Below are 22591 nucleotides of genomic sequence, written 5' to 3'. Positions count from 1 at the left end.
AACCGTATACTTTTATACTATTTTTCCATTAAATTGAAATAAGCATAAATGATCGGTCTTTTTTCGCATACTATTCGTATGAAAACGAAAGGAAGATGCGATATGCCTTATACATTTGTCGAACATTCCGTTCCTTTGTACTATGAGACGATTGGAAGCGGAACACCGATTGTATTTGTTCATCCACCCGGCATGGGAAGCGTGACATTTCATCGTCAGCGCGAACTTTCTTCTTCATTTCAAGTCGTGACATATGATTTAAGAGGAAATGGAAAAAGCGGAAAAGGAAATAAACCGATAACGATGGACGTATTAGCGAGCGATTTGCATGAGCTGTTCAACCATCTCGAACTGAAAGAAGCGATTGTTTGTGGCTATTCAAACGGCGGCTCGATCGCCCAACATTTTGCGTTGCAATATCCGCATCAAGTGAAAGCGCTTGTATTAATTGGAGGATTTTCTGAAGTATGTACGCCGCTATTGTACGGGGAATTTTTCATAGGGATTTATGCGGTAAAATGGCATGGCATTCCTATTCTCGCGAACGTGCTCGGCAACTCGCATGGCATAACGAAAGAAGAACAACAAATGCTTGCCGATTACGTTCGATTATGCGATCGTCAGCGACTGTATGAGATGTATGTGACAGGGCTTCATTATCGGTCGACCGATCGCCTACATGAACTTCGTTGCCCGATTTTACTCATATACGGTAGTCGCGATTATTACGTCCATACATACGGCCGTATATTTCAACAACATGCACACGATGTCCGCATCGTATATGTGGACGGGGCAAGACATCAAATTCCAACGAAACATCACAAAGAGCTTAACCTGATCATTCGCTCATATTTTTCATAAGGAAAGCTGACGGTTATTTTCCGCCAGCTTTTTGTTTTAAATCGTCGCGAACCGTTCCTTCCCACCGATCGACGTTTGTATAATATGCTGCCCGGCTAATGAAATGAGCAGCTACAGGAGATGTCATGAAAATAAAAACGATGCCAAGTAATAAACGGGAGTTGAAATGGTTATTTTCAATAAAAAAATGCAAAAATGCCCCTAGTAAAATGCACATGATGCCAAGCGTCGTACTTTTGCTGATGGCGTGGCTACGCGTATATACATCCGGCAATCGAATCGCACCGACAGCAGATAAAAGTGTAAGCACCGCACCGAGCAAAATAAGTATAGCAACAAGCACGTTAGCGATCGTTACCACGTTCGATAACAACCCCTTTCTCTAAAAACTTCGCAAATGCGACCGTTCCAACAAACGCTAAAATGCCGATGAGCAAAATGACATCTAAAAACGCGCTCGTGTTCAATAGCATGGAAACGATCGCGACCATTCCAGCGAGGGTAATCCCCATCGCATCAAGTGCAATAATGCGATCGGCTGTGCTTGGACCTTTGACGACGCGATATAAAAAACCGATCATCGCTAATGAAAGAATGACGAGAGCGATGTTTAAAATCATTTACTCACCTCCATAATCGTTTTCTCAAACGATTGTTTAATGCTTTCAATCGCCTCATGCACATCTGGGCTGTTTAACGCGTGAATATATAACGTGCTTCCATCATCCGATACGTCTAAAACGAGCGTGCCGGGTGTCAATGTAATGAGCATAGCTAACATCGTAATTTCCCATTCTTTTTTTAATTCCGTTGGCAAAGCAAAAATAGCAGGCTGAATCGTCAACTGACGTTTCATGACGACTTTTGCTACAGCAATGTTTGATAAAATGAGTTCTTTCAAAAAGATGAACAGCAATTTCATCATGACGAACACCGGAACGAGATAAAAGCGGGAATGGAAAAAACGGCGCAACATAAAAATAATAAACAATCCGATCATATAGCCGACGATAAATGATGCTCCGTTAAACGAAACGGTTAAAAACATCCATACGAACGCTAAACAGACATTTAATAAAATTTGAAATGCCATCTTCTCTACTCCTTTAACACCGCTTGAATGTACATACTCGGATCGACTAATACACTTACCGCATCGGCAACAAACGGGCGGACAAATTCAATACTAACGCCATATGCAACAGATAAAACAAGCAAAAACAACACCGGAACGAATCGTCCATCAAGCTTCTTTTGTTCAAATCCTTTTTTCTCGCCCCAAAAGCCGTTCATAAATATTTTCATTATCGAATATAGCACAAGCAAACTCGACAATAAAATGACGACTGCTTCAAAGATAAGATGTTGATCGAAACTTGCTTTCACAATTAACAGCTTGCCGATAAAGCCACTAAATGGTGGAATGCCTGCGAGCGATAACGCAGCGATAAAAAACGCCCAACCGAGAAGCGGATACGATGTCATCAACCCAGAAAATGAACGAATATCGTTTGAACGAGTAATCGAAAAGACGATACCGACGAATAAAAAGAGCATCGCTTTCATCACCATATCTTGCAACAAATAAAAAATCGTTCCCTCTAAACTGTCTGGTGTCATGATGGAAATGCCGAAAATCATCACGCCGACTGCTGCAATAATGTTATAAATGACGATATAGCGCATATCGTTGTAGGCGACTGCTCCGATGACGCCAATTACAATCGTGCCGAGCGCAAGCCAAGCGAGCAACGTATGCGTATACATCGCATCATGCGTAAATAACAATGTAAATGTACGCAAAATAGAATATACTCCTACTTTCGTCAACAATCCACCAAACAGCGCTAACACCGGTGTTGGTGGCGCATAATACGCACCTGGAAGCCAAAAGTATAGCGGGAAAATCGCCCCTTTTAATCCGAATACGATCATAAACAACACCGCAATGACTGTTAAAATTGGCGATGAGCCTAGGTCGTGAATGCGCTGAGCTAAATGAGCCATATTTAACGTCCCTGTCACCGCATATAAATAAGCAACCGCCACGACGAATAGCGCGGACGAAATGACGTTGACAAGCGTATATTTAATCGTTTCACGCAATTGAATTTTCGTGCCTCCAAGTACAAGCAACACGTAAGAAGACATGAGCATCACTTCAAAAAAGACGAACAAGTTAAACAAATCGCCTGTCGTAAATGCCCCGTTGACGCCAACGAGCAAAAATTGAAAAAACGAATAGTAATAAAATGTTTCCCGTTTATGCCCGATCGCATAAAACGAATACATTAAACAAGCAAGTGCAATGATGCTCGTCGTCAACACAAGCAAAGCAGATAGCGAATCCGATACGAGCGTAATGCCAAATGGGGCTGGCCAATTTCCGACGTTTAACGTCTGAATGCCGTTCGTATGCACGCGATAAAGCAAGACGCTGCTTGCGACGATTAAACTCGTTGTTGCAAGCGTCGAAACAGCACGTTGCCAAAAGACGTGCTTCGGAAAAAAAATAAGAATGATGGCCGTCACAAGCGGTATGAGAATTGGCCAAAGCAGAAGGTTACTCATCTCCCTTCATCCCTTCCATATGATCTGTTCCAATTTCTTGATAAGAACGATACGCTAACACTAAGAAAAATGCGGTCACCCCGAAACTAATGACAATCGCCGTTAAAATGAGCGCTTGGGGAAGCGGATCAACGTATCGTGCCGCCTTTTCTCCTAAAAGCGGTGGGGCACCTACTTTTAGCCCGCCCATCGTCAACAGCAACAAATGAGCGCCATGGCTAAGCAACCCTGTGCCGATAATAATGCGGAGTAAACTTTTGCTGAGCAACAAATATGTCGCAGCGGTAAATAAGCAACCGATGACGACGATCATAAGCAGTTCCATTAGTCGCTCTCCCCTATCGTTTCAATAATAATCATCGTCACACCAACGACAACAAAATAAACACCTAAGTCAAACAACACAGCAGTATGAAGCGACGTATAGTCAAGCAACGGCAAATGGACGTATTCATACGCATGCGTTAAAAACGGGCGGTCGAGAAACATGCTGCTCATCCCCGTTCCGACTGCAAACAACAGTCCGATCGCAACAAGCCATTTGTAATTAATAGGAACCATTTTTCGAACGGTTTCAATATCAAACGCTAAAAGCAACAAAACGATCGCTCCAGCCGTCATTAACCCGCCAATAAATCCACCGCCAGGATAATAGTGACCAGCAAAAAACAACTGAACGGAAAATAACACGATGATCGGCGTGACAACCGCTGTTGTCGTTCGTAAAATGACATCGTTTCGTCTCATCGCTCCTCCTCCTTCGCGAGCCGCAATTTCACCATCGCATAAATGCCTAAGGCGGCAATCGCTAATACGCATATTTCAAACAACGTATCAAAGCCACGAAAATCGACTAAAATGACATTGACCATATTTTTTCCAGCCGCTTTTTCATACGTATTGTCCACGTAATATTGCGAAATGGCATCGAAATGTTTTCCGGCATACGCTAAAAAGGCAATGACGCTCATCGTCACCCCGACTGCAATCGAAATAAGGGCGTTCTTTAAATTAAAACCGACGCCTTCTTGCTTTTGACTAAACTTCGGCAAATGATAAAAGCAAAGCAAAAAGAGCGCGACCGAAATCGTTTCAATAACAAGTTGAGTTAAAGCTAAGTCAGGCGCACGAAATAAAACGAAAAATAACGCAACTGCATAGCCAACTGCCCCTAATGAAACGATTGCTGTTAAACGTGATTTCGCAATAACCGTTGTGGCCGTTGCCGCCACAATCGCTACCGCTAAAACGACTTCATACACACGAATGTTTGCTAAACGGCTTAAATCGATGTTCCATTGCTCGTTCCAACCGATCGTAAACAAAAGCAAGGCAACGAGCGATGTAAAAATATAAATTAAATACGTGCGCATCGAGCCTGTCATGATGCGCGATGTAAACGAACGAGCGCCTCTTTCCATCCAGACGAACGATTGATCGTACAAAAAGTTCAGCGACATCCGCTCAGAAAAGCGATAATATATTTTTTTCCATTTTGGAAACGTACGATATAACAGCAAACCAAACAATAATACGCCGATCGTCATAAACAATTCTGGTGTAAAGCCGTGCCAATGGGAAATATACACATCAAGCGCTTCATTTGGCGTAAACAATCCGTATAGCACCGCATATACGGCTGGGGCTAATACAGAGTCAGACAATACATTCGGCACAAATCCGATGAAAATGACGAGCAACGCTAATACAATTGGCGCGATAAGCATGCCGATCGGTGCTTCATGCGCTTCTTTTTTCAACAAGTGCGGCTTATATTTCCCGAAAAACGTTCGACTAACGAAAAGCGTGCTGTATAAAAACGTAAATATGCTTGCCACCCATGCGACAACAGGCAACACCACCGCCCAGCTAGCAACATCTTTCGCACGCAACATCGCAGTAAAAAACATTTCTTTACTTAAAAAGCCGTTAAACGGTGGCAAACCCGCCATCGACAGCGAACCAATTAGCGCGATCGTAAACGTCATCGGCATGATCGTCATTAAACCACCAAGACGACGAATGTCGCGCGTTCCTGTTTCATGATCGACAATCCCAACGACCATAAACAAACTTCCTTTAAACGTCGCATGATTAAACAAATGGAAAATAGCAGCTAACACCGCGACCATAAATACATTTTCGTCTATCCCATCATAATGAAACGATAGCCCTCCGATCCCTAACAACGACGTAATTAAACCGAGCTGGCTAACCGTTGAGTACGCTAAAATCGCTTTTAAATCTGTTTGTTTCGAGGCTAAAAACGAAGCCCAACATAACGTCACAAGTCCGACGAGCGCAATCGTCCAAACCCAAACAGACGAAACGGCGAAAATCGGCGTCAAACGAGCAATTAAATAAATACCTGCTTTCACCATCGTAGCAGAATGTAAATATGCGCTGACGGGCGTTGGCGCTTCCATCGCATCAGGCAACCAAATGTAAAACGGAAATTGCGCTGATTTCGTAAAAGCACCAAACAAAATAAGGAAAAGTGCGGGGATAAAAAGCTGATGTTCCGTTAATGGTGTATGCATAAGCTCACGAATGTTATACGTTCCACCTGCGATCGCAAGCGCCACAAATCCCCCGAGCATCAGCAGTCCGCCAAACATCGTAATCAGCATTGATTTTTGTGCGCCATAGCGCGATCGATCGCGCGTGTACCAATAGGCGATCAATAAAAACGACGAAATGGACGTCAACTCCCAAAATACATATAGCGAAATTAAGTGGTCGGAAAGCACAACCCCAAGCATCGCTCCCATAAATAAAAGCAAATAGACGTAAAAGTTTCCGAGCTGCTCTTTTCCTTTTTGTAAATAATAAATCGAATAAAGGACAACAAGCGAGCCGATACCTGTAATAAGTAGCGCAAATAATAAACTTAATCCGTCAACATATACGTCAAATGAAATGTGAAGCGACGGAATCCAATGCAACGTGGCGCTCACTGCTTCGTACTGACGCACGTTCTCCATATAAGATAAAAAGTAGACAAATAGCGCAATCGGCAACGGTAAAACAAACCATCCGACATGAAGTGAACGAATCAATTTGTACAAAAACGGAACGAGTAGCGCCAACAAAAATGGCGCAAACATCGCGATATGTAATGTCGGCATAACAATCAACCCCCTTCTGACATAGCCATCCTCTTTTTTATACGTGCCATATGTATAAAAAGTTTCACTTTTTTTCAAAATACATAGTAAAAATGAAGAAAGGAAGACACGTGATGGTTCTTTTTTTTATCATTGCCATGATGGTCGATCACTATGAAACAACAGTCAAAAAAATAGAGCCTCCCGTTTACGCCACCGTAAACGAAAAGCTCGAGCAGCCGTTTCAACCGAGGCAATATATTCGGAAAATCGAAAAAGAGAAGGAGAAAACAAACTAGCTTACAGTTCGCTTGCGAGCCCTTCTAATTCATCCGCCGATGCCGATACATGTGTCATCGCTTCGTGAATTTCACTAACCGCTTGTACACATGCTTTCATTTCATCATCAATGCGCACGTTATATTGGCAAATTCGCTCAAGCGCTGACGCAAATTCATCAAAAAACGTATACACCGTTTCGATTCCGTTTGTACTCTCGGTCACTGAAAGCGATGCTTGTTCGAGCGATTGCGACATGGCTAAAATGTGATGATGAATGTCACTTAATACGCGCGCAACATCTGCAACGGACTGTTTCGTTTGCGTAGCAAGCTTACGCACTTCGTTAGCGACGACCGCAAATCCTTTGCCATGTTCTCCTGCGCGCGCAGCTTCAATGGATGCGTTCAATGAAAGCATATTCGTTTGATCGGCAATCGATGTGACAAGAGATGCGATATGTTCAATTTCTTTCATCGCTTGTTGAAGCTTGTCCATATTCGTCTCGATTTGTTTCATTTTTTCGTTCATTTGTAACATGTTTTCGACTTGCATTTGCAACTGTTGTTTTCCTTGCGTCGATTTTTCTGCGCTCGCTATCGCTACGGTAGACGCTTCTTTTGCCGCTTGTGAAATGCTTGTTGCTTGTTCGTTTAATGACGAAACGGAAGCGCTAACTTCATCAGATGCGTGACTTAACTGTTGCAACGATAATTTCACTTGTTCTTTCATTTGTTGTTTTAACGTCTCCATTTGCAGACGAAGCAATTCGTTTTCACGTTCATATTGTTCGAGAACGAGTTGTTGTTCAACGTTTAACATTTTCGAAACCGTTTTCATGACTGCGATGACATACGATTGTTGAGGCAATTGCTCTAGCATCACCGCTAAAATTTCCTCAAGTAAATGTTGAAACGAAGCGATATACCATTTCGGCTCTAAGCCGATGCGCACATGCGCTTGGGCAACGCGACGTCTTTTTTCAATAAACGCTTCATCGATGTTTCCACTGAACATTTCTTTGACATGTACCGTTAACGTTTGTTTTAGTCGCTCAATCGTACTATGTTGTTGAATGATCGAAAGCAAATGGCTTTCTTTTTGTAATGCACCGTAAAACGCATCGACAATGCGCGCAATGTGCGCATCAATATAAGGTTTGACATGTTGCAAAATCGCCATATCTTTTGTCGTCATCCCAATGAGCGCAAGTTGCCGTTCGACCGTCCCTTCGCTTAGACGAATCGGCTCTTCTTTCATTTGTAAAATGACTTCAAGTTTTTCATCTCGCTGTTCTTGTTTTCGTTTAAACAATGTCCGAGCCCCCTTAAATCACATAAACAACTTACCTATATGTTTATGTTAGCAAACAGAAGAAAAAAAGAAAACACCCATTTAGTTGGGTGCTTTCCATTGTTCGCCTAACATGCGAATCGAGTCGATGACCGCATCTAGTTTGCCTTCGATCCGATGCAGTAAATAAAACGTCACCGCAATCGGAAAACCGACATCGGAAAGAAGCGACAAATAGGCTTCCATCTTTCTCATCCCTTTCTTTTTCGGTTGATATATAACAAGGTGCCCCGAAACATAGGGCACCCGAACCGTTTACATAAACGTCCATTCTGTGATCGTTGTGTCAATGAGGCGCGCGCCTTTTTTCGCCATTAGATCGCCTCCGCTTGATGGAAAGACGTTTGCAGCAATGATCACATCCATCACATTGGCAACTTGCGTTTGTGTCACATCGTCACGCGGAGCATCAACGCTCAAACGAACGGTCTTTCCTTCTTCATTTACAAACTGTAATTCAAGTGTTTTCATTTGTTATCCCTCCTTACTCGCCTAATACATGCACATCGTTGCGATACACGTGAACGAGCGGGGCGCTTTGTAAAGATGCAAGCGCTTGAGCGACAGAGACGAGCGAGCTTTCCGTTGCGTTCGGTTTAATCGTATACGTCTTATTTTTATAGATCGGTTTGCCCGCCTCTGTTACGCCCACTTCAAACGTTAAACGAAGTTGTGAACGTTGAAGCATGTTCCTCCCCTCCTTTCACTTATAACTATCGCAACGATAACGGCGAAAGGTTAGGGACTACACCCATTTTTCTGCCCATGTTTGCACAGCTTCCATCACAATATGCAAATCTTTTCCTTTTGCTGTTAATTCATATTCAATTCGGACAGGCTTTTCAGGATATACATGACGGACGACAATTTGTTCTTCTTCTAACTCCTTTAATCGTTCCGTTAACATTTTTTGACTAATTTCTGGAATGCTTTCTGCTAAATCTTTAAACCGAAGCGGTCCGCGAAATAATACGTGAATAATCAGTCCATTCCATCGCTTTCCAAGCAGTTGAAACGCCGCTTCAATTTTCGGACAGACGTGTGAATGTTCCATCTCTCATCACCCTATGCATGAAATTTGACAAACTTATTGTAACTAAATTAATATAAACATTGTTTCTAACAAAAAGTAAGTTATTTTCTTTTATAAAGGAGGATTATATATGCTTTCGATTATTGAACAACGGCAATCCGTCCGAAAATACGATCCGACTGCTTCGATTTCTAAGGAACAATTAATAAAACTGTTGCAGTTAGCAGGAAAAGCGCCTTCCGCTTGGAATTTACAACATTGGCATTTCGTCGTCATTTACGGAAAAGAAGCGCAACAAAAACTTCTTCCGATCGCTTACAACCAACAACAAATCGTTGATGCGTCTGCCGTTGTTGCGGTACTTGGCGACTTAGAAGCCAATAAAAAAACAGATGCGGTCTATGATCCACTTGTCGCAGCAGGAAAAATGACAAAAGAAGTGAAAGAAACGCTCGCAAAGCAAATTGAACAGGCATATACAAACCGCCAATATGCGCGCGATGCGGCATTCACAAATGCATCGTTAGCTGCGATGCAATTCATGCTTGCGGCAAAAGCGGAAGGATTTGATACGTGCGCCATCGGCGGCTTTGACACACAAGCGTTTATGGAAGCATTCCACATCCCACACCGCTACATTCCGGTGATGCTTATTACAATCGGAAAAGCGAGCGCCCCTGCTCATCCATCGTCCCGTTTATCAATTGACGAAATAACGACGTGGGTAAATGGATAAAACGACCCGTTTTAAGACGGGTCGTTTTTATAGAGGGGCAACATCATACGAACCCGCGTTCCTTTGCCGACTTCGCTTTCAATTTGCATCGTGCCTTTATGCTCATGAACGATTTTCATACTTGTCGTTAAGCCAAGTCCCATACCTTTTTCTTTTAATGTATAAAACGGTTCACCGATATGTTTTAACCGCTCTTGTTCAATGCCTTTTCCTGTATCTTCGATGACAACATAAACGCAGTCATCTTCATCTTTCGTGGAAATCGTAAGTTTTCCCCCTTTTGGCATCGCTTCTAATGCGTTTTTCACGATATTGACAAATACTTGAATGAGCTCGTTTTTGTCCCCGTATATCATTGCGGATGTGCGCGGTTCGTATTTCATTTGTACGTTTTGTAAAATCGCTTCATATGTAAACAACCCGAGCACATATTCGAGCACGTCGTGTAAAGCAAGCGGTTTGTACGCTTTCATTTGCGGTTTCGCAAGCACGAGCAGTTGGGTGACGATTTGATTGACTCGTTCAATTTCATCTAACATAATTTGTACAAATCGCTCATCCACTTCTTTCGTCTCTTTCATCATTTGCAAAAATCCTTTAATCGACGTTAACGGATTGCGAATTTCATGGGCGATGCCTGCTGCTAATTCTCCGATCACCGATAGCTTTTCTTTTTTCAACAACAGTTGCTCGGCAATTTTTTGTTGTGTAATGTCGCGACCGATGACGACAAGTCCTTTGCGTTTGCCGTTTTCGTAAAATAGTGGCACTTTAATGACATCAAACGTTTTCATTTCACCGTTTGGCATCGCAAACGATTCCTCTGCGCGCGTGACTGTTTTCGCTTGCCACGCTTCTTCATCGGAATCGATGCAATAAAGTAACGCTTCGCGAAAATGAGGAGTGTATTCCGCAAGCTCGGCATCTGTTTTTCCTTTATAATCGACATGCTCAAGCCCGTATAGCTTTAAGCCAAATTCGTTTACCCTTAACCAACGGCCTTGTCCATCTTTAAACGATACGAAATCAGGCATCGCATGAATGAGCGTCAACAACTCTTGCTCGCTTTCTGCCATTTGTTTTAACTGGCGATGTTTCCTTAAAGCGATATACATAAAGACAGCAGATAAAATGACAAAAAGCGAGCCTTTGAGCGTCTGAACGTACGGAGCGATATGCGGCGGAATAGGCAACTTTTCTACATATAAATCGGTTAATATAATCCAAATGATACTTACAATCACATAAGCAAAAACGGCGTATTTCATCTGACAACGGAACCTTTCTTCATTTACATTTCCCTCATCCATTGGGCTAGCTTCATCGCAAGTGGGCGCACATATTGTTCATCTAATACGTTCGCAAGCGATTGTTGTAGACGTGATTCGATATGAGTAAAATCGTCATAAGTGACATGCATCGACCATTCTAAATAAGGAATGGCAACAACGATATATTGTTCTTTTTTATTTTCATAAATGTATACATTTTGTTGAGTAGAATCTTGATGAATACATGTTTTTCTTATTTTCATCTTGCTCATGCCTTTCCATTTTTTATTATCATAGCACAAAAAATTCCCATCGTTCAAAACATTTTTTTAGGCAAATACGCTATTTCCCGCCCTTTTTTCGCCTCATTTTCTGCATTTCCTTAAGGGAAACACCGCATATGCCTAACATAAACGGGGCATTTTTTCCTATTTTCTCTTTCGCGCAACGTAAGCGTGTTTGATAAGCTACATGTAACCGCGGAATACGTGAAGGCGCGCCTTCGGGAAAGGGATATTTATGTTATTTGAAGCCATCGTTGAGCAATATCGTCCGCTTATTTCTTACATCATTCGTCAATTACATATTCGTCGCCATGTCGATGAATATGTGCAAATCGGTTTAATCGCGCTTTGGGAGGCGTACGAACGATATGATGAAACGAAAGGCTCGTTTTATTCGTTCGCCTTTAAAATGATTCGTTGGCGCATCGTGTCGCAGCTTCGCAAAGAAACGAAAAACGTATACGTTCCGTTGCCAGATGAATATGTGTTAAAAGAAGATGTCGATTTTTTTGCCAATATCGTATGGGAAGATGCGATGCGACATTTATCACCACGCGAGCAAATATGGCTCGTTCGTCACGTAATGGAAGGAAAAACGTTTAAACAAATTGCCGCTGAAGAAGGCGTTACCGTCAATGCCGTCAAACAATGGCGCATGTCGGCCGTAAAAAAATTAAAACGATACGTTAACTGCGCGGTCGATCCATATAGTAATACATGACGTCGCCACCGCGCTGCGCAACGCCGCGAAAATGTTTAAAATCTTCCTGTTGGACGAGCACATGACGAAACGTTAAAAAATGTTCTTTTTTCACAAGCACATGCGGAATGTTTTTTGCGCGCAATTGTTGCAAAAGTTGCTTTGCTTCTTGTTCAGTCATCGTCATCCCTCCCTCTTTGTTTTAACGTGCTTACAGACACATGTCAATACGATGTGCGAATGCCTAATTTTGTTATATTGACACACGTCTATGAAAAACACACATACAATGTTGGTGGATTCTAAATGAAAGAAAGGAAGATGAACGATGAATGACTGGAATATGTATGAAGATTTTCGCTTAGATCAACAAATGATGCCGCAACAAACGCAACCGATGCCAATGCCACAGCCAATGCCGATGCCGCAACAAATGCCGCAAATGATGCCGATGCCACAAATGATGCCGGGTGATTGCGGCTGTGGCATGCCGATGGGACCGATGTGGCCAATGGGACAAATGATGCCACAACAAATGCCGTTCCCACAAATGCCGCAACAAATGCCGCAACAAATGCCACAAATGATGCCGGGCGGTTGTAGTGCACCGATGTGGCCGGGAATGCCAATGCCGTATTGGCCAACGCGTTAAAAATAGTTGAAAATGCCCTTTACGAACGAGGAAAAATCATGCAAAATAGAAAAAAGGTTTAAAAATTCAAAAGTAAAGGGGATTTTCAATGAAAAAAGCGCAAATTGGCGACGTCATTGAATTTAAAAATGGGTTGCGGGGAATTGTGGAAAAAGTAAACGAAAATTCCGTGATTGTCGATTTAACGTACATGGAAAACTACAAAGAACTCGACTTGCAAGAACGGACGGTTGTGAACCATAAAAACTATAAAATTGTTGAATAACGAAAAGAGGGCTGCTTATTGTTGATGAGACAGCCCTCTTTGTTGTTTACATTCCCCTTTCATTTCGTTGCATTCGTAAATGTATACGCCTTGCTTTTCTGATAGTGCTGCGCGATACATCGCTTCTGCCACTTGTTTTGCCGCAATCGGTTTATATTTTTCCCATTTGCCAACGAACGCAAACGAAATACCGTGACAAAGCCATTCTGCTGTTTTTTCACCGAGGCGAAACTCTTGTCGCTCCCCTGTTAATAAAGACGGACGGAAAATGTGGAGCGAACGAATCGTAAGCCGCTGCAACGCCTCCTCCGTTTCTCCTTTCACGCGATTGTAAAAAAACATCGAGTGCGGATGGGCGCCAATGGCAGAAACGAATAAAAACGTTTTAACATGGCATTTTTCCGCCAATTTCGCGGCACGCAACGTATATTCGTAATCGACTTTAATAAATTGTTGTTTTGTTTTTGCTTTTTTCATCGTTGTCCCTAAGCAACTAAACACATCATCAACGTGGAAATATTCTTCATATTGTTCGATGTGGTCAAAATCAACGACGACTTGTTGTAATTTTTCATGGTTGCACGCTATTGGCTTTCGAACAAATATAGTAACTCGTTCATAATGCTCTGAACGAAGCAACCGTTGGAGAAGCTCGCCTCCAACTAACCCGCTTGCCCCGATCACAAGAGCAGTTCTCTGTCTCAAATGAAGACCCCCCAGACGAAAAAAAGGTTCGTAACAATTTGTCATTATATACCCGTTTACGAAAAAAAACTAGGTGTGTTTTGTGAATTTTTTAAGGCTGGCTCATAAGCCAGCCTTCCTAACGATTATCCACTTTTTCTGGATATAAATCGTGGTTCAATAAACGATATTCCGCCATTTGTTCATATTTCGTTCCTGGTCGTCCCCAGTTACAATATGGGTCAATCGAAATGCCGCCGCGCGGTGTAAATTTGCCCCACACTTCAATGTAACGCGGTTCCATGACGCGAATTAAATCGTTCATAATAATATTGACGCAATCTTCATGAAAATCACCATGATTGCGGAAGCTAAATAAATATAATTTCAACGACTTGCTTTCAACACATTTTTTATCAGGAATGTAGCTAATGTAAATTGTCGCAAAATCTGGTTGTCCGGTTTTAGGCAACTGCTTTTTATAAAGCAGGTGGACTATATCTTATTCTTATTCGACTGCGATATCGAATAAGAACCCTTGCGCTTCCACCACGATACTTCGTGGTGTACTCTACTCTCTTCCTCTATCACTACCTTTACTCGCTTCATGATAAAGTGATTTCGATAGTCTCTGCACCTTCCTTAAAGAACAAGGCTGCATACATCGCCCTTTCTTCTTTAAGGCTTGGCTCAGGGTTGGAGAAATAGGGTTCTAGTAAATAGATAAGGCGATTTTCTTGTTCCATCCTCGCATAGTAATTGTCTTGCCGATGGATATTACGATGACACGGGGAACATAGGCATTGATAAATTTCACGAAAGTTTTCTTTGTGAAACTTATGCATTTCAGAAATGACAGACATTGTGTCTAAACAATTCCTTTGATCCAAATAAAAGCAAATCGCGTGAAAAATTTTTGTAAAAGATAATAGATGATGTCCATTACAAGTGATCGATCTGACTCCACAGCACTCACAAGTATAGTCTTTTTCAATAACTATATATCTATTCCAAGTGTCGAGAACGTACTCTTTCACACTAAGACGATCAATGTGTTCGTAGACATGAGGACTATAAAACCCGCCTTTCCAATTCGAATTATTTTTTCCTCTTTGTTTCTTGGATAGATTTTCTTTGAATTCGTCCGACCTTTTGACATTTTTATTTGAAGCAGAAATTTTATTTTTAATTTCTTGAGCCCTCTCTAAACCGTAAATGTCCTCGTAACTTTTTCCCTTATACATTATCTCGGATTTCATTCTATTAGAAAGTGAATACCTTTTCTTCTTTCTCCTCACTATGTTTTCAAAAACATCTAATCCATACTCTTCAATAATCTTTTCTTTCTCCGAGTGCTTAGGTAGTCCATGAATTTGTCTCCATCTTTCAAGACTAGACCAATCCATACCTAATTCAATGGACAACTCATGAATACTCTTCCCAATGTAAATAAACTGCTTAGTAAACCATTCCTTATCTCTCCATGGCGTGTTGTACAATACAAACACCTCCACAAACATACGTTCCTTTGTTTGCATTGTACATAAAAATTCAGATAATTTCCACCCTTTTTCTCTTTCCCTGAATTCACAAGGTTTAGCCGACAGTGTCACCACTGAAGTGTGCCCTCATTGACACAAGCTCGTAAACTCCGGACAGTTAAATTTGACGAAATAGTCGCGATCTGGATGTTTGTTGTCAAACACTTCAAGAATGTCTGGGCTGTATTCGAATACATATTTCGTTCCTTGGTTGCCAAGGAGCGTCACTCCTTGTAGTTCTTCATCTTTTCTCATGATGATGTTTCCCTCCTTTATACTTATACGCCGCGGCGATTGCCCCATAATAATGTGTGCAGTTGCGGCAATACGCGGACGTTGTTCATTTCTTTAGACTGTACTACTTTGTCAACAAGCCATTCAAGCTTTTGCAATAGTTTGAGGCGAAGCGCAACGTCATCCGCCTCATGTATGTCGTCGTTACCGACTTGCACGTAAAATGGAACGTTTGGATAGCGTTGATGTACGATTGTTGCATAAGCAAAATCACTATCGTCAAACACGACGACTTTTAAGCTTACATGTCCGCGATGCGCCGCTAATCGATTCATGATCATATCAAGCGTCGCAAAGTTTGTTTCCATGTTTGAGCTTGGCGGCTTTGGTGAAATCGTTAAATCGTCGATGTCATAAAACCAATCTTGCCATACGCTCCCTTGTGTTTCTAAACCGATGCATATGTTATGTTCTTTTAATAATGAAATAAGTGCACGAAGTCCTTTGAGTAACGCAGGGTTGCCCCCGGAAATGGTCACATGATTGAAACGGTCGCCGCCGAGCTGTTTCATCTGTTGCCAAATGGCTGCAGCGGTCATTTGTTTGATTTCATGTTTAGCTGAGCCGTCCCACGTAAACGATGAGTCGCACCAACGACAACGATAGTCGCATCCTGCCGTGCGCACAAACATCGTTTTTTGCCCGATGACCATTCCTTCTCCTTGAATCGTCGGGCCAAAAATTTCAATAACCGGAATGCGCTCCATTATTGTTTCCCTGCTTTCGGACGATATACGACATAGCTTGTTGGGGACTCTCGTACAAACACTTGGACGCACGTTGGTTTGTTTGGTAACGTATTTAAATGTTCTTGCACGATTTCAGCAATTTTACGTGCTACGACTTCTGTTGTCGGAAAATGTTCTGCCTCTGTATCGCTAAATAAGTCTTTATGGTCGTTCATGACTGTATGATCAAAGCGATTGTGGACAATTTTTTTTAACTGTTGAAAGTTAATTAAAAAACCGGAATCATCGAGTTCATCACCCGCAACCGTAATGTTTATAAAATACGTATGTCCGTGCATGTTCGCACATTGCCCTGCCGCTTCATGCGGAATAAAGTGCGCAGCCGCAATTTGCATATCTTTATTTAACTCATAGCGAAACGGATGAATGACTTGCGGATAAATTTGTTGGATCATTGCACATCTGCTCCTTTCTTTTCATTCATATATTGGTCGAGGCCGCGCTTACGTAACACACATGCCGGGCATTCACCGCAACCGTCTGCGATGATACCGTTGTAGCACGTGAGCGTCTTATGGCGCACGAACTCTAGCGCACCCAACTCATCCGCAAGCTTCCACGTTTCTGCTTTATTTAACCACATAAGCGGCGTATGAATGACGAATTCGTAATCCATTGCTAAGTTCAGCGTCACGTTTAACGATTTTATAAATACGTCGCGACAATCTGGATAGCCGCTAAAGTCCGTTTCGCACACCCCTGTTACAAGATGGCGTGCCCCTTTTTGTTTCGCCAACACCGCCGCAAACGATAAAAACAATAAATTGCGTCCATCGACAAACGTGGATGGCAATTGTCCCTCTTTTTGTTCAATGGCGATGTCGCTTCTTGTGAGCGCATTTGGCGCGAGCTGGTTTAGTAGCGACATATTAAGCACCGTATGTGGTACGTCAAGCTCTTTAGCGATCGATGCGGCGACGTCAATTTCAAGCCGATGACGTTGGTTGTAATCGAACGTCACTGCTTCGACTTCATTAAAATGTTTTTTTGCCCAAAATAAACACGTTGTACTATCTTGCCCGCCGCTAAAAACAACGACTGCTTTTTTCATCTTTCGCTCCCCTTTCTTACATGGTGAGAAGAAAGAGCGTTCTAAAACAAAAACGCTATACCCCCTAAGGACATAGCGATCCCTAGTTTTTTTATAGAGGGTGTTCTAGAACCTCTCCTACGCAAGTGGCGTAGAATTCTTCTTCAATTGTACGCCTAACAATATACCATAAAACATATATTCATTCTATAAAAATTTATGCTTTATTTGTGAACTGTTTTCAGGATATAATAACAACAAAAAAGTTAGGTGATTCAATATGACAAAACGTTCTACTTTTGACGCGGCACTTCAACAGCTACGCGAAAAATTAATGACGATGGTATCTGCATCTCAACAGGCGCTTCATGAATCAATTGAAGCGTTAAAAACGCAAGATGTCACGAAAGCTGAGGAAATTATTGAAAACGATAAAAAAATTAACGAGCTTGAACGAGAAATTAACGAACTTGCGATTATGACGATTTTAAAACAACAACCAGTCGCATCTGACTTACGGCGGTTAATTGTCGCTCTTAAAATTTCATCAGATGTCGAGCGTATTGGCGACATTGCGGTCAATATCGCAAAATCGGTTAAATTTATTGGCACAGAGCCACACGTAAAACCGATCGTTCACATTCCTGAAATGGCAGCGATCGTCAATGAAATGTTAGAACATGCACTTCACGCGTTCCATAACGATGATATTGAAGAAGCAAAACGAATTGCGCTCGAAGATGATCGTGTTGACGAATTACAAGGAAAAATTATTCAAGAATTAATTGATTTAATGAGCGAAAAGCCAGAATTTACGAACCAAATCACGCAATTATCGTTTGTGACGCGCAATTTAGAGCGCGCTGGCGACCATGTGACAAACATCGCCGAAAATATTTTATATAGCGTCAAAGGTATTCGCATTGATTTAAATTATTAACCGTTTCGGTGCCTCATGTCATTTGAGGCATCTTTTTTATTTGTCGATTTTTCAATGATCTGGTGATATAATCGTGTCGGGGGAGGTGAATGAAAGTGGATGAAATGCTAAAACGTATTTTCGATGAACTCGCATTGATGCGTGAACGCATGGCCACAAAAGATGACATCGCGAGCATCGAACAACGCATGGCCACAAAAGACGATATCGCTGCCATGGACAAGCGTATCGGGCACATTGAACAAACGATGGCCACAAAAGACGATATCGCAAGTATCGAACAACGTATGGCCACAAAAGATGATATCGCTGCCATGGACAAGCGTATCGGGCACATTGAACAAACGATGGCCACAAAAGACGATATCGCAAGCATCGAACAACGCATGGCCACAAAAGATGACATCGCAAGCATCGAACAACGCATGGCCACAAAAGACGACATCGCTGCCATGGACAAGCGTATCGGGCACATTGAACAAACGATGGCCACAAAAGACGATATCGCAAGCATCGAACAACGCATGGCCACAAAAGACGATATCGCAAGCATCGAACAACGCATGGCCACAAAAGATGACATCGCGAGCATCGAACAACGTATGGCCACAAAAGATGACATCGCGAGCATCGAACAACGTATGGCCACAAAAGACGATATCGCAAGCATTGAGCAACGTATGGCCACAAAAGATGACATCGCTGATATTCCTCTCATTAAACAAGCTGTATTTGAAATACTAGAAGCAGTCAATGAAATTCCAACGATCAAGCAAAACCTCGCTGAAATGTCCCAAAAACTAGATGATGTCATCCGTAAACAAGCACAACAAGAGCTTGCCATTCAATCACTTGCTTTTCGGTCACTTGTACATGAAAACGAAATTCGTGCGTTAAAAGCAAGGTAACGATGAAAAGGCTGTCACAAACTTCTTTGGGACAGCCTTTTCCATTTATTTTTCTTCTTTCGATAGTTGTTCAAACGACTTCACTTTTCCATGCGGTTCGTTTTGTGCCTGCTTACGAACCGTCCACTGCCGCTCTTTTTGTCTTTTTGATTGGGTCATTCGTCTCACCTCCCTTTTTATCATTTGTTCCTTTTCCTTTTTTATGACTTTTTTATTGTTTGAAAATTGTGTATATTTAAAATAAGGGGAAAAGGGGGTAAGGATATTGCTACAATCGAAACAAGCAAAAAAAGCGTTACAAAAAGTACAACGGGTAGCTCAAGAAGTAAAACAAGCCATCCGTTCTGACCAACCGCTCGCTCAACAACTTGATTCGTTGCGCGACATATTAGACGGTCATCTCGATCGCGATGAATATTTCGTCATCGTCGATGAAGACGGGCGCAGTCTTGTGCATACGAATCGATTGCGCGAAGGGATGATGTTTGATGATGAAGTAGGGAAAAAATCAGCTAAAACGACTACTCCTCTATTACAACTGTATAAGCGAAACACAGGCGAAGTGCTTATCGACGCTTCTTGTCCGCTTTTCGAACAAAATGGAAAGCGCTTTAATTTACGCATGGGCCGGTTGATTCATCAACCGTATATGGAAATATGGTTCGGCGCGATCGTCTTATTGCCGGCTATCGCTCTTTTCATTCTTGCTTTTCTCATACATTTGTCGCTAAAACAAACGATCGTCCTTGTTGTCGGCACATGTGTAGTCGGCTTTCTCGTTTCTTTTTCATTTTATCGCATCATGATGAATCGTCTTCGCGCATGGTATCACGTCACTCGTGCTGTTTCATCTGGACAGCTTCATACAGAGGTGAAAACGGTCGGAAAGCGCAACGCTTTTCATCAAATTGGCTATGAGATTAATAAAGTCATTCTCGGTTTGCGCATGATTTTACAACAAATTTCTAAAGCGACACATTCTGTTGAACATGTGAGCCACGAACAAAAAGAAGAAGCGAAACGCATTGCAGAAGCGTTCGATGAAGTATCCGCGACGATGGAAACGTTTCGTGAAGGGGCGCAAAAACAAACCGCATTTGTAAATGAGGCGAAAGAGCGCATTCAAACGATGTTACAATATATGCACAACGTCCAAACAGACATCGAACAAGTCGTCGAACGAGCACAAACGACATTTGATTCCGCCAAAACAGGATATGACGATATGCAAATGATCGAAAAACGAATGAAAGAAGCGAAACAACAAATGAACGATACTGCACATGGCATTCAAACGGTGGCGAAAGAAGCAGATACGTTAATGCAAAAAGTATCCGCTATTACCGCCATTGCGGAACAGACGAACATGTTAGCGTTAAACGCTTCCATCGAAGCTGCCAGAGCGGGAGAAGCTGGAAAAGGATTTGCGGTCGTCGCAAGCGAAGTGCGGAAACTTGCGGAACATACGAATGCGTTTGCGCATGAAATTTTATCATCGCTTGCGAATACTCATCGCCAACTATCAACCGTCGCAAATGCGGTCACGAAACAAGCGAATACGATTGACGAAACGACCGCTTCCTTAACAAAAATGACCGAAAGTATTGCCTATTTTCAAACGATGTCGCATGAATTAAACGCTTTAATTCAGCGCAATCGAACGCTTATGCAACAAACGACAAAAGAAGGCAATGAACTATATGAAGCCGTTGCAGACATTTACACAATCGCAAACGACTTTACAAAAGTTGTTCACGAAACGGCAAGCGGTCTTGAACAACAAGCAACGAGCGTCCATCAACTCGCCAAAGAAGCAGCGATACTAGCAGAGGAAGTACAGCAACTGAAACAAATGTTGCATCGTTTTGGAATTAAATAAGAAAGAAAAGCGAGCCTAATGTGCATTGGCTCGCTCGTTTTTTATGTTATACATATATGCTCCGATGCCGATCGTTAAAACAACAAGCAGTAAAAATATGTCCCCTGTTCCTAAACTAGCCGCTACGCTACATCCGAAACAAAAAAGAAGCGGCGTTTTCAGCCACTCTTCACCGCTGAACAACCACCATTCGAATAAACCGATCGTAAACGCCAATACGTACATCGTTCCGTCATTCAGCGAAAAATAATGGCCAAATGCAAAAGCTCCCATCCATAATGCGATGGCTGCTGGCAATAAAAGAAACGCTTCATGTCCACGTACACCGCGCTTGAACACATATATATGAACAATAAGTCCAAAAGAAAAAACGATGAGAGACCATACACTTGTATCGTACCATTGAATAATGTGAAACGTTTCAAGCGTAAATACAATCAGTAAAGCTACAATAGCGATGAGCGTTTGACGCATCATTTCACCGTTACAGAAAACTTATAAAACTTTATAAAGCATCTACAATTCTTTACAAAGTTTTTGTTTCCTTCCTTGTTCATCGCGCCCGATTTCGCAAAAAGCTACTCTCGTTTGCTTGGCGCTCCGAAGGCTTCACTTCCCCACTAACGTATGGGTACATGGTCATGTCACATCATGGATTCGGCATATTGTTTCAAGTTGATGCTTGCATTCAAATCGCGATCGATTTCTATCCCACACGCCTCACAACGGTACGTCCGTTCCGATAAAGAAAGATGGTCTTTCACATGACCGCAACGGCTGCACTTTTTGCTTGACGGATAAAAGCGATCTGCTACGATCAACTCGATACCATGCCATACACATTTGTACGTCATTTGGCGCTTGAACGCGTGGAATGTTTGTTGTTGAATCGCTTTCGATAGCTTGCAATTTTTTAACATGCCACTTGTGTTCAAGTCTTCCATCACGACATACGCTGGCTTGGCTTTCACCAACGTCGCTGTGATGTGGTGAGTGTGGTTAAGCTGCATATTTTTCAGCCTTCGGCGTTTTTTCAAAACAAGGAATTCAATTTTCTTGATGTTTTCCGTTTTTCTGTAACGGAATTCACCTCCTTCTGTTTTCGTTTTATTCATTTCGTACTTTCGTGATATTCGTCTTTGCATGCGCTTAATTTGTTTTTCAAGCCTTTTCACTTTCGGTGTTTGGTTGATGTTTGGAAACGTCATGCCATTGCTGACGGTGGCTAACGACTTTACCCCTAAATCAATGCCGATGCCCTCGTTGTACGTTTCATGTTTCACTTCTGCTTCCTCTACACCGACCGTTAAAAACCAATGTAGTCCGTCAAACACGATGCGTGGATTGACGTATGTCACATGTTTTCCGTGCGGAATACGTCCTCGCTCCGCCAAACGAATCCAATTGAGCTTCTGTCTATTTTTCTTTTTGGAAGGCGTCAGTTTCTCTAG

At 42.2% G+C, this 22591-nt stretch carries 32 protein-coding genes, 2 pseudogenes and 1 riboswitch; of the genes and pseudogenes, 9 read left to right on the top strand and 25 right to left on the bottom strand.

Annotated elements, in window-relative coordinates:
- Positions 1 to 102: 102 nt before the first annotated feature.
- The gene (locus HNQ82_RS13980; protein WP_183250365.1) at positions 103 to 864 is read left to right on the top strand and encodes an alpha/beta fold hydrolase; all 762 of its coding nucleotides are present in this window, start codon (positions 103 to 105) and stop codon (positions 862 to 864) included.
- 13 nt (positions 865 to 877) lie between these two features.
- Here the strand turns inward: HNQ82_RS13980 and mnhG are convergent, their stop codons facing one another.
- Genes mnhG through HNQ82_RS13945 form a run of 7 tightly spaced genes read right to left on the bottom strand, consistent with a single transcriptional unit; the run spans position 878 to position 6563 of the window.
- The gene (gene mnhG / locus HNQ82_RS13975) at positions 878 to 1225 is read right to left on the bottom strand and encodes a monovalent cation/H(+) antiporter subunit G (protein ID WP_343053511.1); all 348 of its coding nucleotides are present in this window, start codon (positions 1223 to 1225) and stop codon (positions 878 to 880) included.
- Positions 1209 to 1484: a Na(+)/H(+) antiporter subunit F1 gene (locus tag HNQ82_RS13970; protein WP_032100598.1), complete on the bottom strand. Its 276-nt coding sequence runs from the start codon at positions 1482 to 1484 to the stop codon at positions 1209 to 1211. Before HNQ82_RS13970 ends, mnhG begins: the two co-directional genes overlap by 17 nt.
- A complete protein-coding gene (locus HNQ82_RS13965) occupies positions 1481 to 1957 on the bottom strand; it encodes a Na+/H+ antiporter subunit E (RefSeq protein ID WP_032100599.1) in 477 nt (158 codons plus the stop codon). The genes HNQ82_RS13970 and HNQ82_RS13965 overlap by 4 nt, the downstream gene beginning before the upstream one ends.
- Before the next feature lie 5 nt (positions 1958 to 1962).
- Positions 1963 to 3435, bottom strand: coding sequence for a Na+/H+ antiporter subunit D (locus HNQ82_RS13960; RefSeq protein WP_183250363.1), 1473 nt, complete (start codon positions 3433 to 3435; stop codon positions 1963 to 1965).
- Positions 3428 to 3760, bottom strand: coding sequence for a Na(+)/H(+) antiporter subunit C (locus tag HNQ82_RS13955; protein WP_183240084.1), 333 nt, complete (start codon positions 3758 to 3760; stop codon positions 3428 to 3430). The genes HNQ82_RS13960 and HNQ82_RS13955 overlap by 8 nt, the downstream gene beginning before the upstream one ends.
- Positions 3760 to 4182, bottom strand: coding sequence for a Na(+)/H(+) antiporter subunit B (locus HNQ82_RS13950; RefSeq protein WP_183240086.1), 423 nt, complete (start codon positions 4180 to 4182; stop codon positions 3760 to 3762). The genes HNQ82_RS13955 and HNQ82_RS13950 overlap by 1 nt, the downstream gene beginning before the upstream one ends.
- Positions 4179 to 6563 (bottom strand): Na+/H+ antiporter subunit A, encoded by a 2385-nt coding sequence (locus HNQ82_RS13945; RefSeq protein WP_183250361.1) that lies wholly within the window; start codon positions 6561 to 6563, stop codon positions 4179 to 4181. The genes HNQ82_RS13950 and HNQ82_RS13945 overlap by 4 nt, the downstream gene beginning before the upstream one ends.
- 113 nt (positions 6564 to 6676) lie before the next feature.
- On the opposite strand from HNQ82_RS13945, the gene HNQ82_RS13940 reads away from it, so the two are divergent.
- Positions 6677 to 6841, top strand: coding sequence for a hypothetical protein (locus tag HNQ82_RS13940; protein ID WP_183250359.1), 165 nt, complete (start codon positions 6677 to 6679; stop codon positions 6839 to 6841).
- Position 6842: 1 nt separating this feature from the next.
- Here HNQ82_RS13940 and HNQ82_RS13935 read toward each other — a convergent pair whose 3' ends face one another.
- The 5 genes from HNQ82_RS13935 to HNQ82_RS13915 form a co-directional block, all read right to left on the bottom strand.
- Positions 6843 to 8135 carry a globin-coupled sensor protein gene (locus HNQ82_RS13935; protein WP_183250357.1) on the bottom strand — a complete coding sequence of 431 codons (1293 nt, stop codon included), beginning with the start codon at positions 8133 to 8135 and terminating at the stop codon, positions 6843 to 6845.
- A gap of 81 nt (positions 8136 to 8216) precedes the next feature.
- Complete coding sequence (locus tag HNQ82_RS13930) at positions 8217 to 8360, bottom strand: YvrJ family protein (RefSeq protein ID WP_021095644.1); 144 nt, start codon at positions 8358 to 8360, stop codon at positions 8217 to 8219.
- A 69-nt stretch (positions 8361 to 8429) separates the two neighbouring features.
- Positions 8430 to 8645 carry a DUF2922 domain-containing protein gene (locus tag HNQ82_RS13925; RefSeq protein ID WP_183250355.1) on the bottom strand — a complete coding sequence of 72 codons (216 nt, stop codon included), beginning with the start codon at positions 8643 to 8645 and terminating at the stop codon, positions 8430 to 8432.
- Between the two features lie 13 nt (positions 8646 to 8658).
- Positions 8659 to 8862, bottom strand: a complete 204-nt coding sequence (locus tag HNQ82_RS13920) for a DUF1659 domain-containing protein (protein ID WP_032100606.1) — start codon at positions 8860 to 8862, stop codon at positions 8659 to 8661.
- Between the two features lie 57 nt (positions 8863 to 8919).
- Complete coding sequence (locus HNQ82_RS13915; RefSeq protein WP_183250353.1) at positions 8920 to 9228, bottom strand: winged helix-turn-helix transcriptional regulator; 309 nt, start codon at positions 9226 to 9228, stop codon at positions 8920 to 8922.
- 109 nt (positions 9229 to 9337) lie between these two features.
- On the opposite strand from HNQ82_RS13915, the gene HNQ82_RS13910 reads away from it, so the two are divergent.
- On the top strand, positions 9338 to 9943 hold the full coding sequence (locus tag HNQ82_RS13910; protein ID WP_183250351.1) for a nitroreductase family protein: 606 nt from the start codon (positions 9338 to 9340) through the stop codon (positions 9941 to 9943).
- A gap of 11 nt (positions 9944 to 9954) precedes the next feature.
- On the opposite strand, the gene HNQ82_RS13905 is transcribed toward HNQ82_RS13910, so the two are convergent.
- Together HNQ82_RS13905 and HNQ82_RS13900 are read right to left on the bottom strand one after the other, a co-directional pair.
- Complete coding sequence (locus tag HNQ82_RS13905; RefSeq protein WP_183250393.1) at positions 9955 to 11211, bottom strand: ATP-binding protein; 1257 nt, start codon at positions 11209 to 11211, stop codon at positions 9955 to 9957.
- A 23-nt stretch (positions 11212 to 11234) separates the two neighbouring features.
- Positions 11235 to 11477 (bottom strand): YueH family protein, encoded by a 243-nt coding sequence (locus HNQ82_RS13900; RefSeq protein ID WP_183250349.1) that lies wholly within the window; start codon positions 11475 to 11477, stop codon positions 11235 to 11237.
- A 256-nt stretch (positions 11478 to 11733) separates the two neighbouring features.
- Here HNQ82_RS13900 and HNQ82_RS13895 point away from each other — a divergent pair, with 256 nt between their 5' ends.
- On the top strand, positions 11734 to 12219 hold the full coding sequence (locus HNQ82_RS13895; protein ID WP_183250348.1) for a sigma-70 family RNA polymerase sigma factor: 486 nt from the start codon (positions 11734 to 11736) through the stop codon (positions 12217 to 12219).
- On the opposite strand, the gene HNQ82_RS13890 is transcribed toward HNQ82_RS13895, so the two are convergent.
- Positions 12185 to 12379, bottom strand: a complete 195-nt coding sequence (locus tag HNQ82_RS13890) for a hypothetical protein (RefSeq protein ID WP_246349072.1) — start codon at positions 12377 to 12379, stop codon at positions 12185 to 12187. The genes HNQ82_RS13895 and HNQ82_RS13890 overlap by 35 nt on opposite strands.
- Positions 12380 to 12526: 147 nt before the next feature.
- On the opposite strand from HNQ82_RS13890, the gene HNQ82_RS13885 reads away from it, so the two are divergent.
- A complete protein-coding gene (locus HNQ82_RS13885) occupies positions 12527 to 12850 on the top strand; it encodes a hypothetical protein (protein WP_183250344.1) in 324 nt (107 codons plus the stop codon).
- An 88-nt stretch (positions 12851 to 12938) separates the two neighbouring features.
- Positions 12939 to 13115, top strand: coding sequence for a YkvS family protein (locus HNQ82_RS13880; RefSeq protein ID WP_003396733.1), 177 nt, complete (start codon positions 12939 to 12941; stop codon positions 13113 to 13115).
- A 15-nt stretch (positions 13116 to 13130) separates the two neighbouring features.
- Here the strand turns inward: HNQ82_RS13880 and HNQ82_RS13875 are convergent, their stop codons facing one another.
- The 7 genes and pseudogenes from HNQ82_RS13875 to queC form a co-directional block, all read right to left on the bottom strand.
- A complete protein-coding gene (locus tag HNQ82_RS13875; protein ID WP_183250343.1) occupies positions 13131 to 13865 on the bottom strand; it encodes an oxidoreductase in 735 nt (244 codons plus the stop codon).
- Between the two features lie 73 nt (positions 13866 to 13938).
- A pseudogene (gene queF, locus HNQ82_RS13870) lies at positions 13939 to 14268 on the bottom strand (preQ(1) synthase); the annotation flags it as partial.
- A gap of 136 nt (positions 14269 to 14404) precedes the next feature.
- Entirely contained in the window at positions 14405 to 15415 is a 1011-nt protein-coding gene (locus tag HNQ82_RS13865; RefSeq protein ID WP_183250341.1) for a hypothetical protein, read from the bottom strand.
- An 18-nt stretch (positions 15416 to 15433) separates the two neighbouring features.
- A pseudogene (locus tag HNQ82_RS13860) lies at positions 15434 to 15595 on the bottom strand (preQ(1) synthase); the annotation flags it as partial.
- Between the two features lie 23 nt (positions 15596 to 15618).
- Entirely contained in the window at positions 15619 to 16341 is a 723-nt protein-coding gene (gene queE / locus HNQ82_RS13855; protein WP_183250339.1) for a 7-carboxy-7-deazaguanine synthase QueE, read from the bottom strand.
- On the bottom strand, positions 16341 to 16778 hold the full coding sequence (gene queD, locus HNQ82_RS13850) for a 6-carboxytetrahydropterin synthase QueD (RefSeq protein WP_183250337.1): 438 nt from the start codon (positions 16776 to 16778) through the stop codon (positions 16341 to 16343). Before queD ends, queE begins: the two co-directional genes overlap by 1 nt.
- A complete protein-coding gene (queC, locus tag HNQ82_RS13845) occupies positions 16775 to 17434 on the bottom strand; it encodes a 7-cyano-7-deazaguanine synthase QueC (protein WP_183250335.1) in 660 nt (219 codons plus the stop codon). The genes queD and queC overlap by 4 nt, the downstream gene beginning before the upstream one ends.
- A gap of 76 nt (positions 17435 to 17510) precedes the next feature.
- A riboswitch (PreQ1 riboswitch) is annotated at positions 17511 to 17555 on the bottom strand.
- A gap of 138 nt (positions 17556 to 17693) precedes the next feature.
- Between queC and phoU the strand changes: the two genes are divergently transcribed.
- Both phoU and HNQ82_RS13835 read left to right on the top strand, forming a co-directional pair.
- Positions 17694 to 18353 (top strand): phosphate signaling complex protein PhoU, encoded by a 660-nt coding sequence (gene phoU, locus HNQ82_RS13840; RefSeq protein ID WP_032100617.1) that lies wholly within the window; start codon positions 17694 to 17696, stop codon positions 18351 to 18353.
- A gap of 104 nt (positions 18354 to 18457) precedes the next feature.
- Positions 18458 to 19261 (top strand): hypothetical protein, encoded by an 804-nt coding sequence (locus HNQ82_RS13835; RefSeq protein WP_246349076.1) that lies wholly within the window; start codon positions 18458 to 18460, stop codon positions 19259 to 19261.
- Positions 19262 to 19306: 45 nt separating this feature from the next.
- Here the strand turns inward: HNQ82_RS13835 and HNQ82_RS14465 are convergent, their stop codons facing one another.
- Complete coding sequence (locus HNQ82_RS14465; RefSeq protein WP_221261185.1) at positions 19307 to 19420, bottom strand: DUF6254 family protein; 114 nt, start codon at positions 19418 to 19420, stop codon at positions 19307 to 19309.
- Between the two features lie 106 nt (positions 19421 to 19526).
- On the opposite strand from HNQ82_RS14465, the gene HNQ82_RS13830 reads away from it, so the two are divergent.
- Positions 19527 to 21140: a methyl-accepting chemotaxis protein gene (locus HNQ82_RS13830; protein ID WP_183250330.1), complete on the top strand. Its 1614-nt coding sequence runs from the start codon at positions 19527 to 19529 to the stop codon at positions 21138 to 21140.
- Positions 21141 to 21155: 15 nt separating this feature from the next.
- On the opposite strand, the gene HNQ82_RS13825 is transcribed toward HNQ82_RS13830, so the two are convergent.
- Together HNQ82_RS13825 and HNQ82_RS13820 are read right to left on the bottom strand one after the other, a co-directional pair.
- Positions 21156 to 21617, bottom strand: coding sequence for a hypothetical protein (locus tag HNQ82_RS13825; RefSeq protein ID WP_246349070.1), 462 nt, complete (start codon positions 21615 to 21617; stop codon positions 21156 to 21158).
- 167 nt (positions 21618 to 21784) lie between these two features.
- Positions 21785 to 22591, bottom strand: an 807-nt coding sequence (locus HNQ82_RS13820) for an RNA-guided endonuclease InsQ/TnpB family protein (protein ID WP_183250328.1), incomplete at its 5' end; no start/stop codon positions are given.

This window comes from Anoxybacillus tengchongensis, from assembly GCF_014201585.1.
Lineage (GTDB): Bacteria > Bacillota > Bacilli > Bacillales > Anoxybacillaceae > Anoxybacillus > Anoxybacillus tengchongensis.
This window is presented reverse-complemented; position numbering and strand designations above follow the sequence as displayed.

Coding starts and splice junctions, on each gene's coding strand:
- HNQ82_RS13945 (WP_183250361.1), bottom strand. CDS start 6,563: ATGCCGACATTACATATCGCGATGTTTGCGCCATTTTTGTTGGCGCTA.
- HNQ82_RS13940 (WP_183250359.1), top strand. CDS start 6,677: ATGGTTCTTTTTTTTATCATTGCCATGATGGTCGATCACTATGAAACA.
- HNQ82_RS13970 (WP_032100598.1), bottom strand. CDS start 1,484: ATGATTTTAAACATCGCTCTCGTCATTCTTTCATTAGCGATGATCGGT.
- HNQ82_RS13835 (WP_246349076.1), top strand. CDS start 18,458: ATGCTAAAACGTATTTTCGATGAACTCGCATTGATGCGTGAACGCATG.
- HNQ82_RS13980 (WP_183250365.1), top strand. CDS start 103: ATGCCTTATACATTTGTCGAACATTCCGTTCCTTTGTACTATGAGACG.
- HNQ82_RS14465 (WP_221261185.1), bottom strand. CDS start 19,420: ATGACCCAATCAAAAAGACAAAAAGAGCGGCAGTGGACGGTTCGTAAG.
- HNQ82_RS13925 (WP_183250355.1), bottom strand. CDS start 8,645: ATGAAAACACTTGAATTACAGTTTGTAAATGAAGAAGGAAAGACCGTT.
- HNQ82_RS13895 (WP_183250348.1), top strand. CDS start 11,734: ATGTTATTTGAAGCCATCGTTGAGCAATATCGTCCGCTTATTTCTTAC.
- HNQ82_RS13905 (WP_183250393.1), bottom strand. CDS start 11,211: ATGAAATACGCCGTTTTTGCTTATGTGATTGTAAGTATCATTTGGATT.
- HNQ82_RS13890 (WP_246349072.1), bottom strand. CDS start 12,379: ATGACTGAACAAGAAGCAAAGCAACTTTTGCAACAATTGCGCGCAAAA.
- HNQ82_RS13910 (WP_183250351.1), top strand. CDS start 9,338: ATGCTTTCGATTATTGAACAACGGCAATCCGTCCGAAAATACGATCCG.
- phoU (WP_032100617.1), top strand. CDS start 17,694: ATGACAAAACGTTCTACTTTTGACGCGGCACTTCAACAGCTACGCGAA.
- HNQ82_RS13920 (WP_032100606.1), bottom strand. CDS start 8,862: ATGCTTCAACGTTCACAACTTCGTTTAACGTTTGAAGTGGGCGTAACA.
- HNQ82_RS13960 (WP_183250363.1), bottom strand. CDS start 3,435: ATGAGTAACCTTCTGCTTTGGCCAATTCTCATACCGCTTGTGACGGCC.
- HNQ82_RS13875 (WP_183250343.1), bottom strand. CDS start 13,865: ATGACAAATTGTTACGAACCTTTTTTTCGTCTGGGGGGTCTTCATTTG.
- HNQ82_RS13825 (WP_246349070.1), bottom strand. CDS start 21,617: ATGATGCGTCAAACGCTCATCGCTATTGTAGCTTTACTGATTGTATTT.
- queE (WP_183250339.1), bottom strand. CDS start 16,341: ATGGAGCGCATTCCGGTTATTGAAATTTTTGGCCCGACGATTCAAGGA.
- HNQ82_RS13965 (WP_032100599.1), bottom strand. CDS start 1,957: ATGGCATTTCAAATTTTATTAAATGTCTGTTTAGCGTTCGTATGGATG.
- HNQ82_RS13885 (WP_183250344.1), top strand. CDS start 12,527: ATGAATGACTGGAATATGTATGAAGATTTTCGCTTAGATCAACAAATG.
- HNQ82_RS13915 (WP_183250353.1), bottom strand. CDS start 9,228: ATGGAACATTCACACGTCTGTCCGAAAATTGAAGCGGCGTTTCAACTG.
- queD (WP_183250337.1), bottom strand. CDS start 16,778: ATGATCCAACAAATTTATCCGCAAGTCATTCATCCGTTTCGCTATGAG.
- HNQ82_RS13955 (WP_183240084.1), bottom strand. CDS start 3,760: ATGGAACTGCTTATGATCGTCGTCATCGGTTGCTTATTTACCGCTGCG.
- HNQ82_RS13900 (WP_183250349.1), bottom strand. CDS start 11,477: ATGAAAATAAGAAAAACATGTATTCATCAAGATTCTACTCAACAAAAT.
- HNQ82_RS13880 (WP_003396733.1), top strand. CDS start 12,939: ATGAAAAAAGCGCAAATTGGCGACGTCATTGAATTTAAAAATGGGTTG.
- queC (WP_183250335.1), bottom strand. CDS start 17,434: ATGAAAAAAGCAGTCGTTGTTTTTAGCGGCGGGCAAGATAGTACAACG.
- HNQ82_RS13950 (WP_183240086.1), bottom strand. CDS start 4,182: ATGAGACGAAACGATGTCATTTTACGAACGACAACAGCGGTTGTCACG.
- HNQ82_RS13930 (WP_021095644.1), bottom strand. CDS start 8,360: ATGGAAGCCTATTTGTCGCTTCTTTCCGATGTCGGTTTTCCGATTGCG.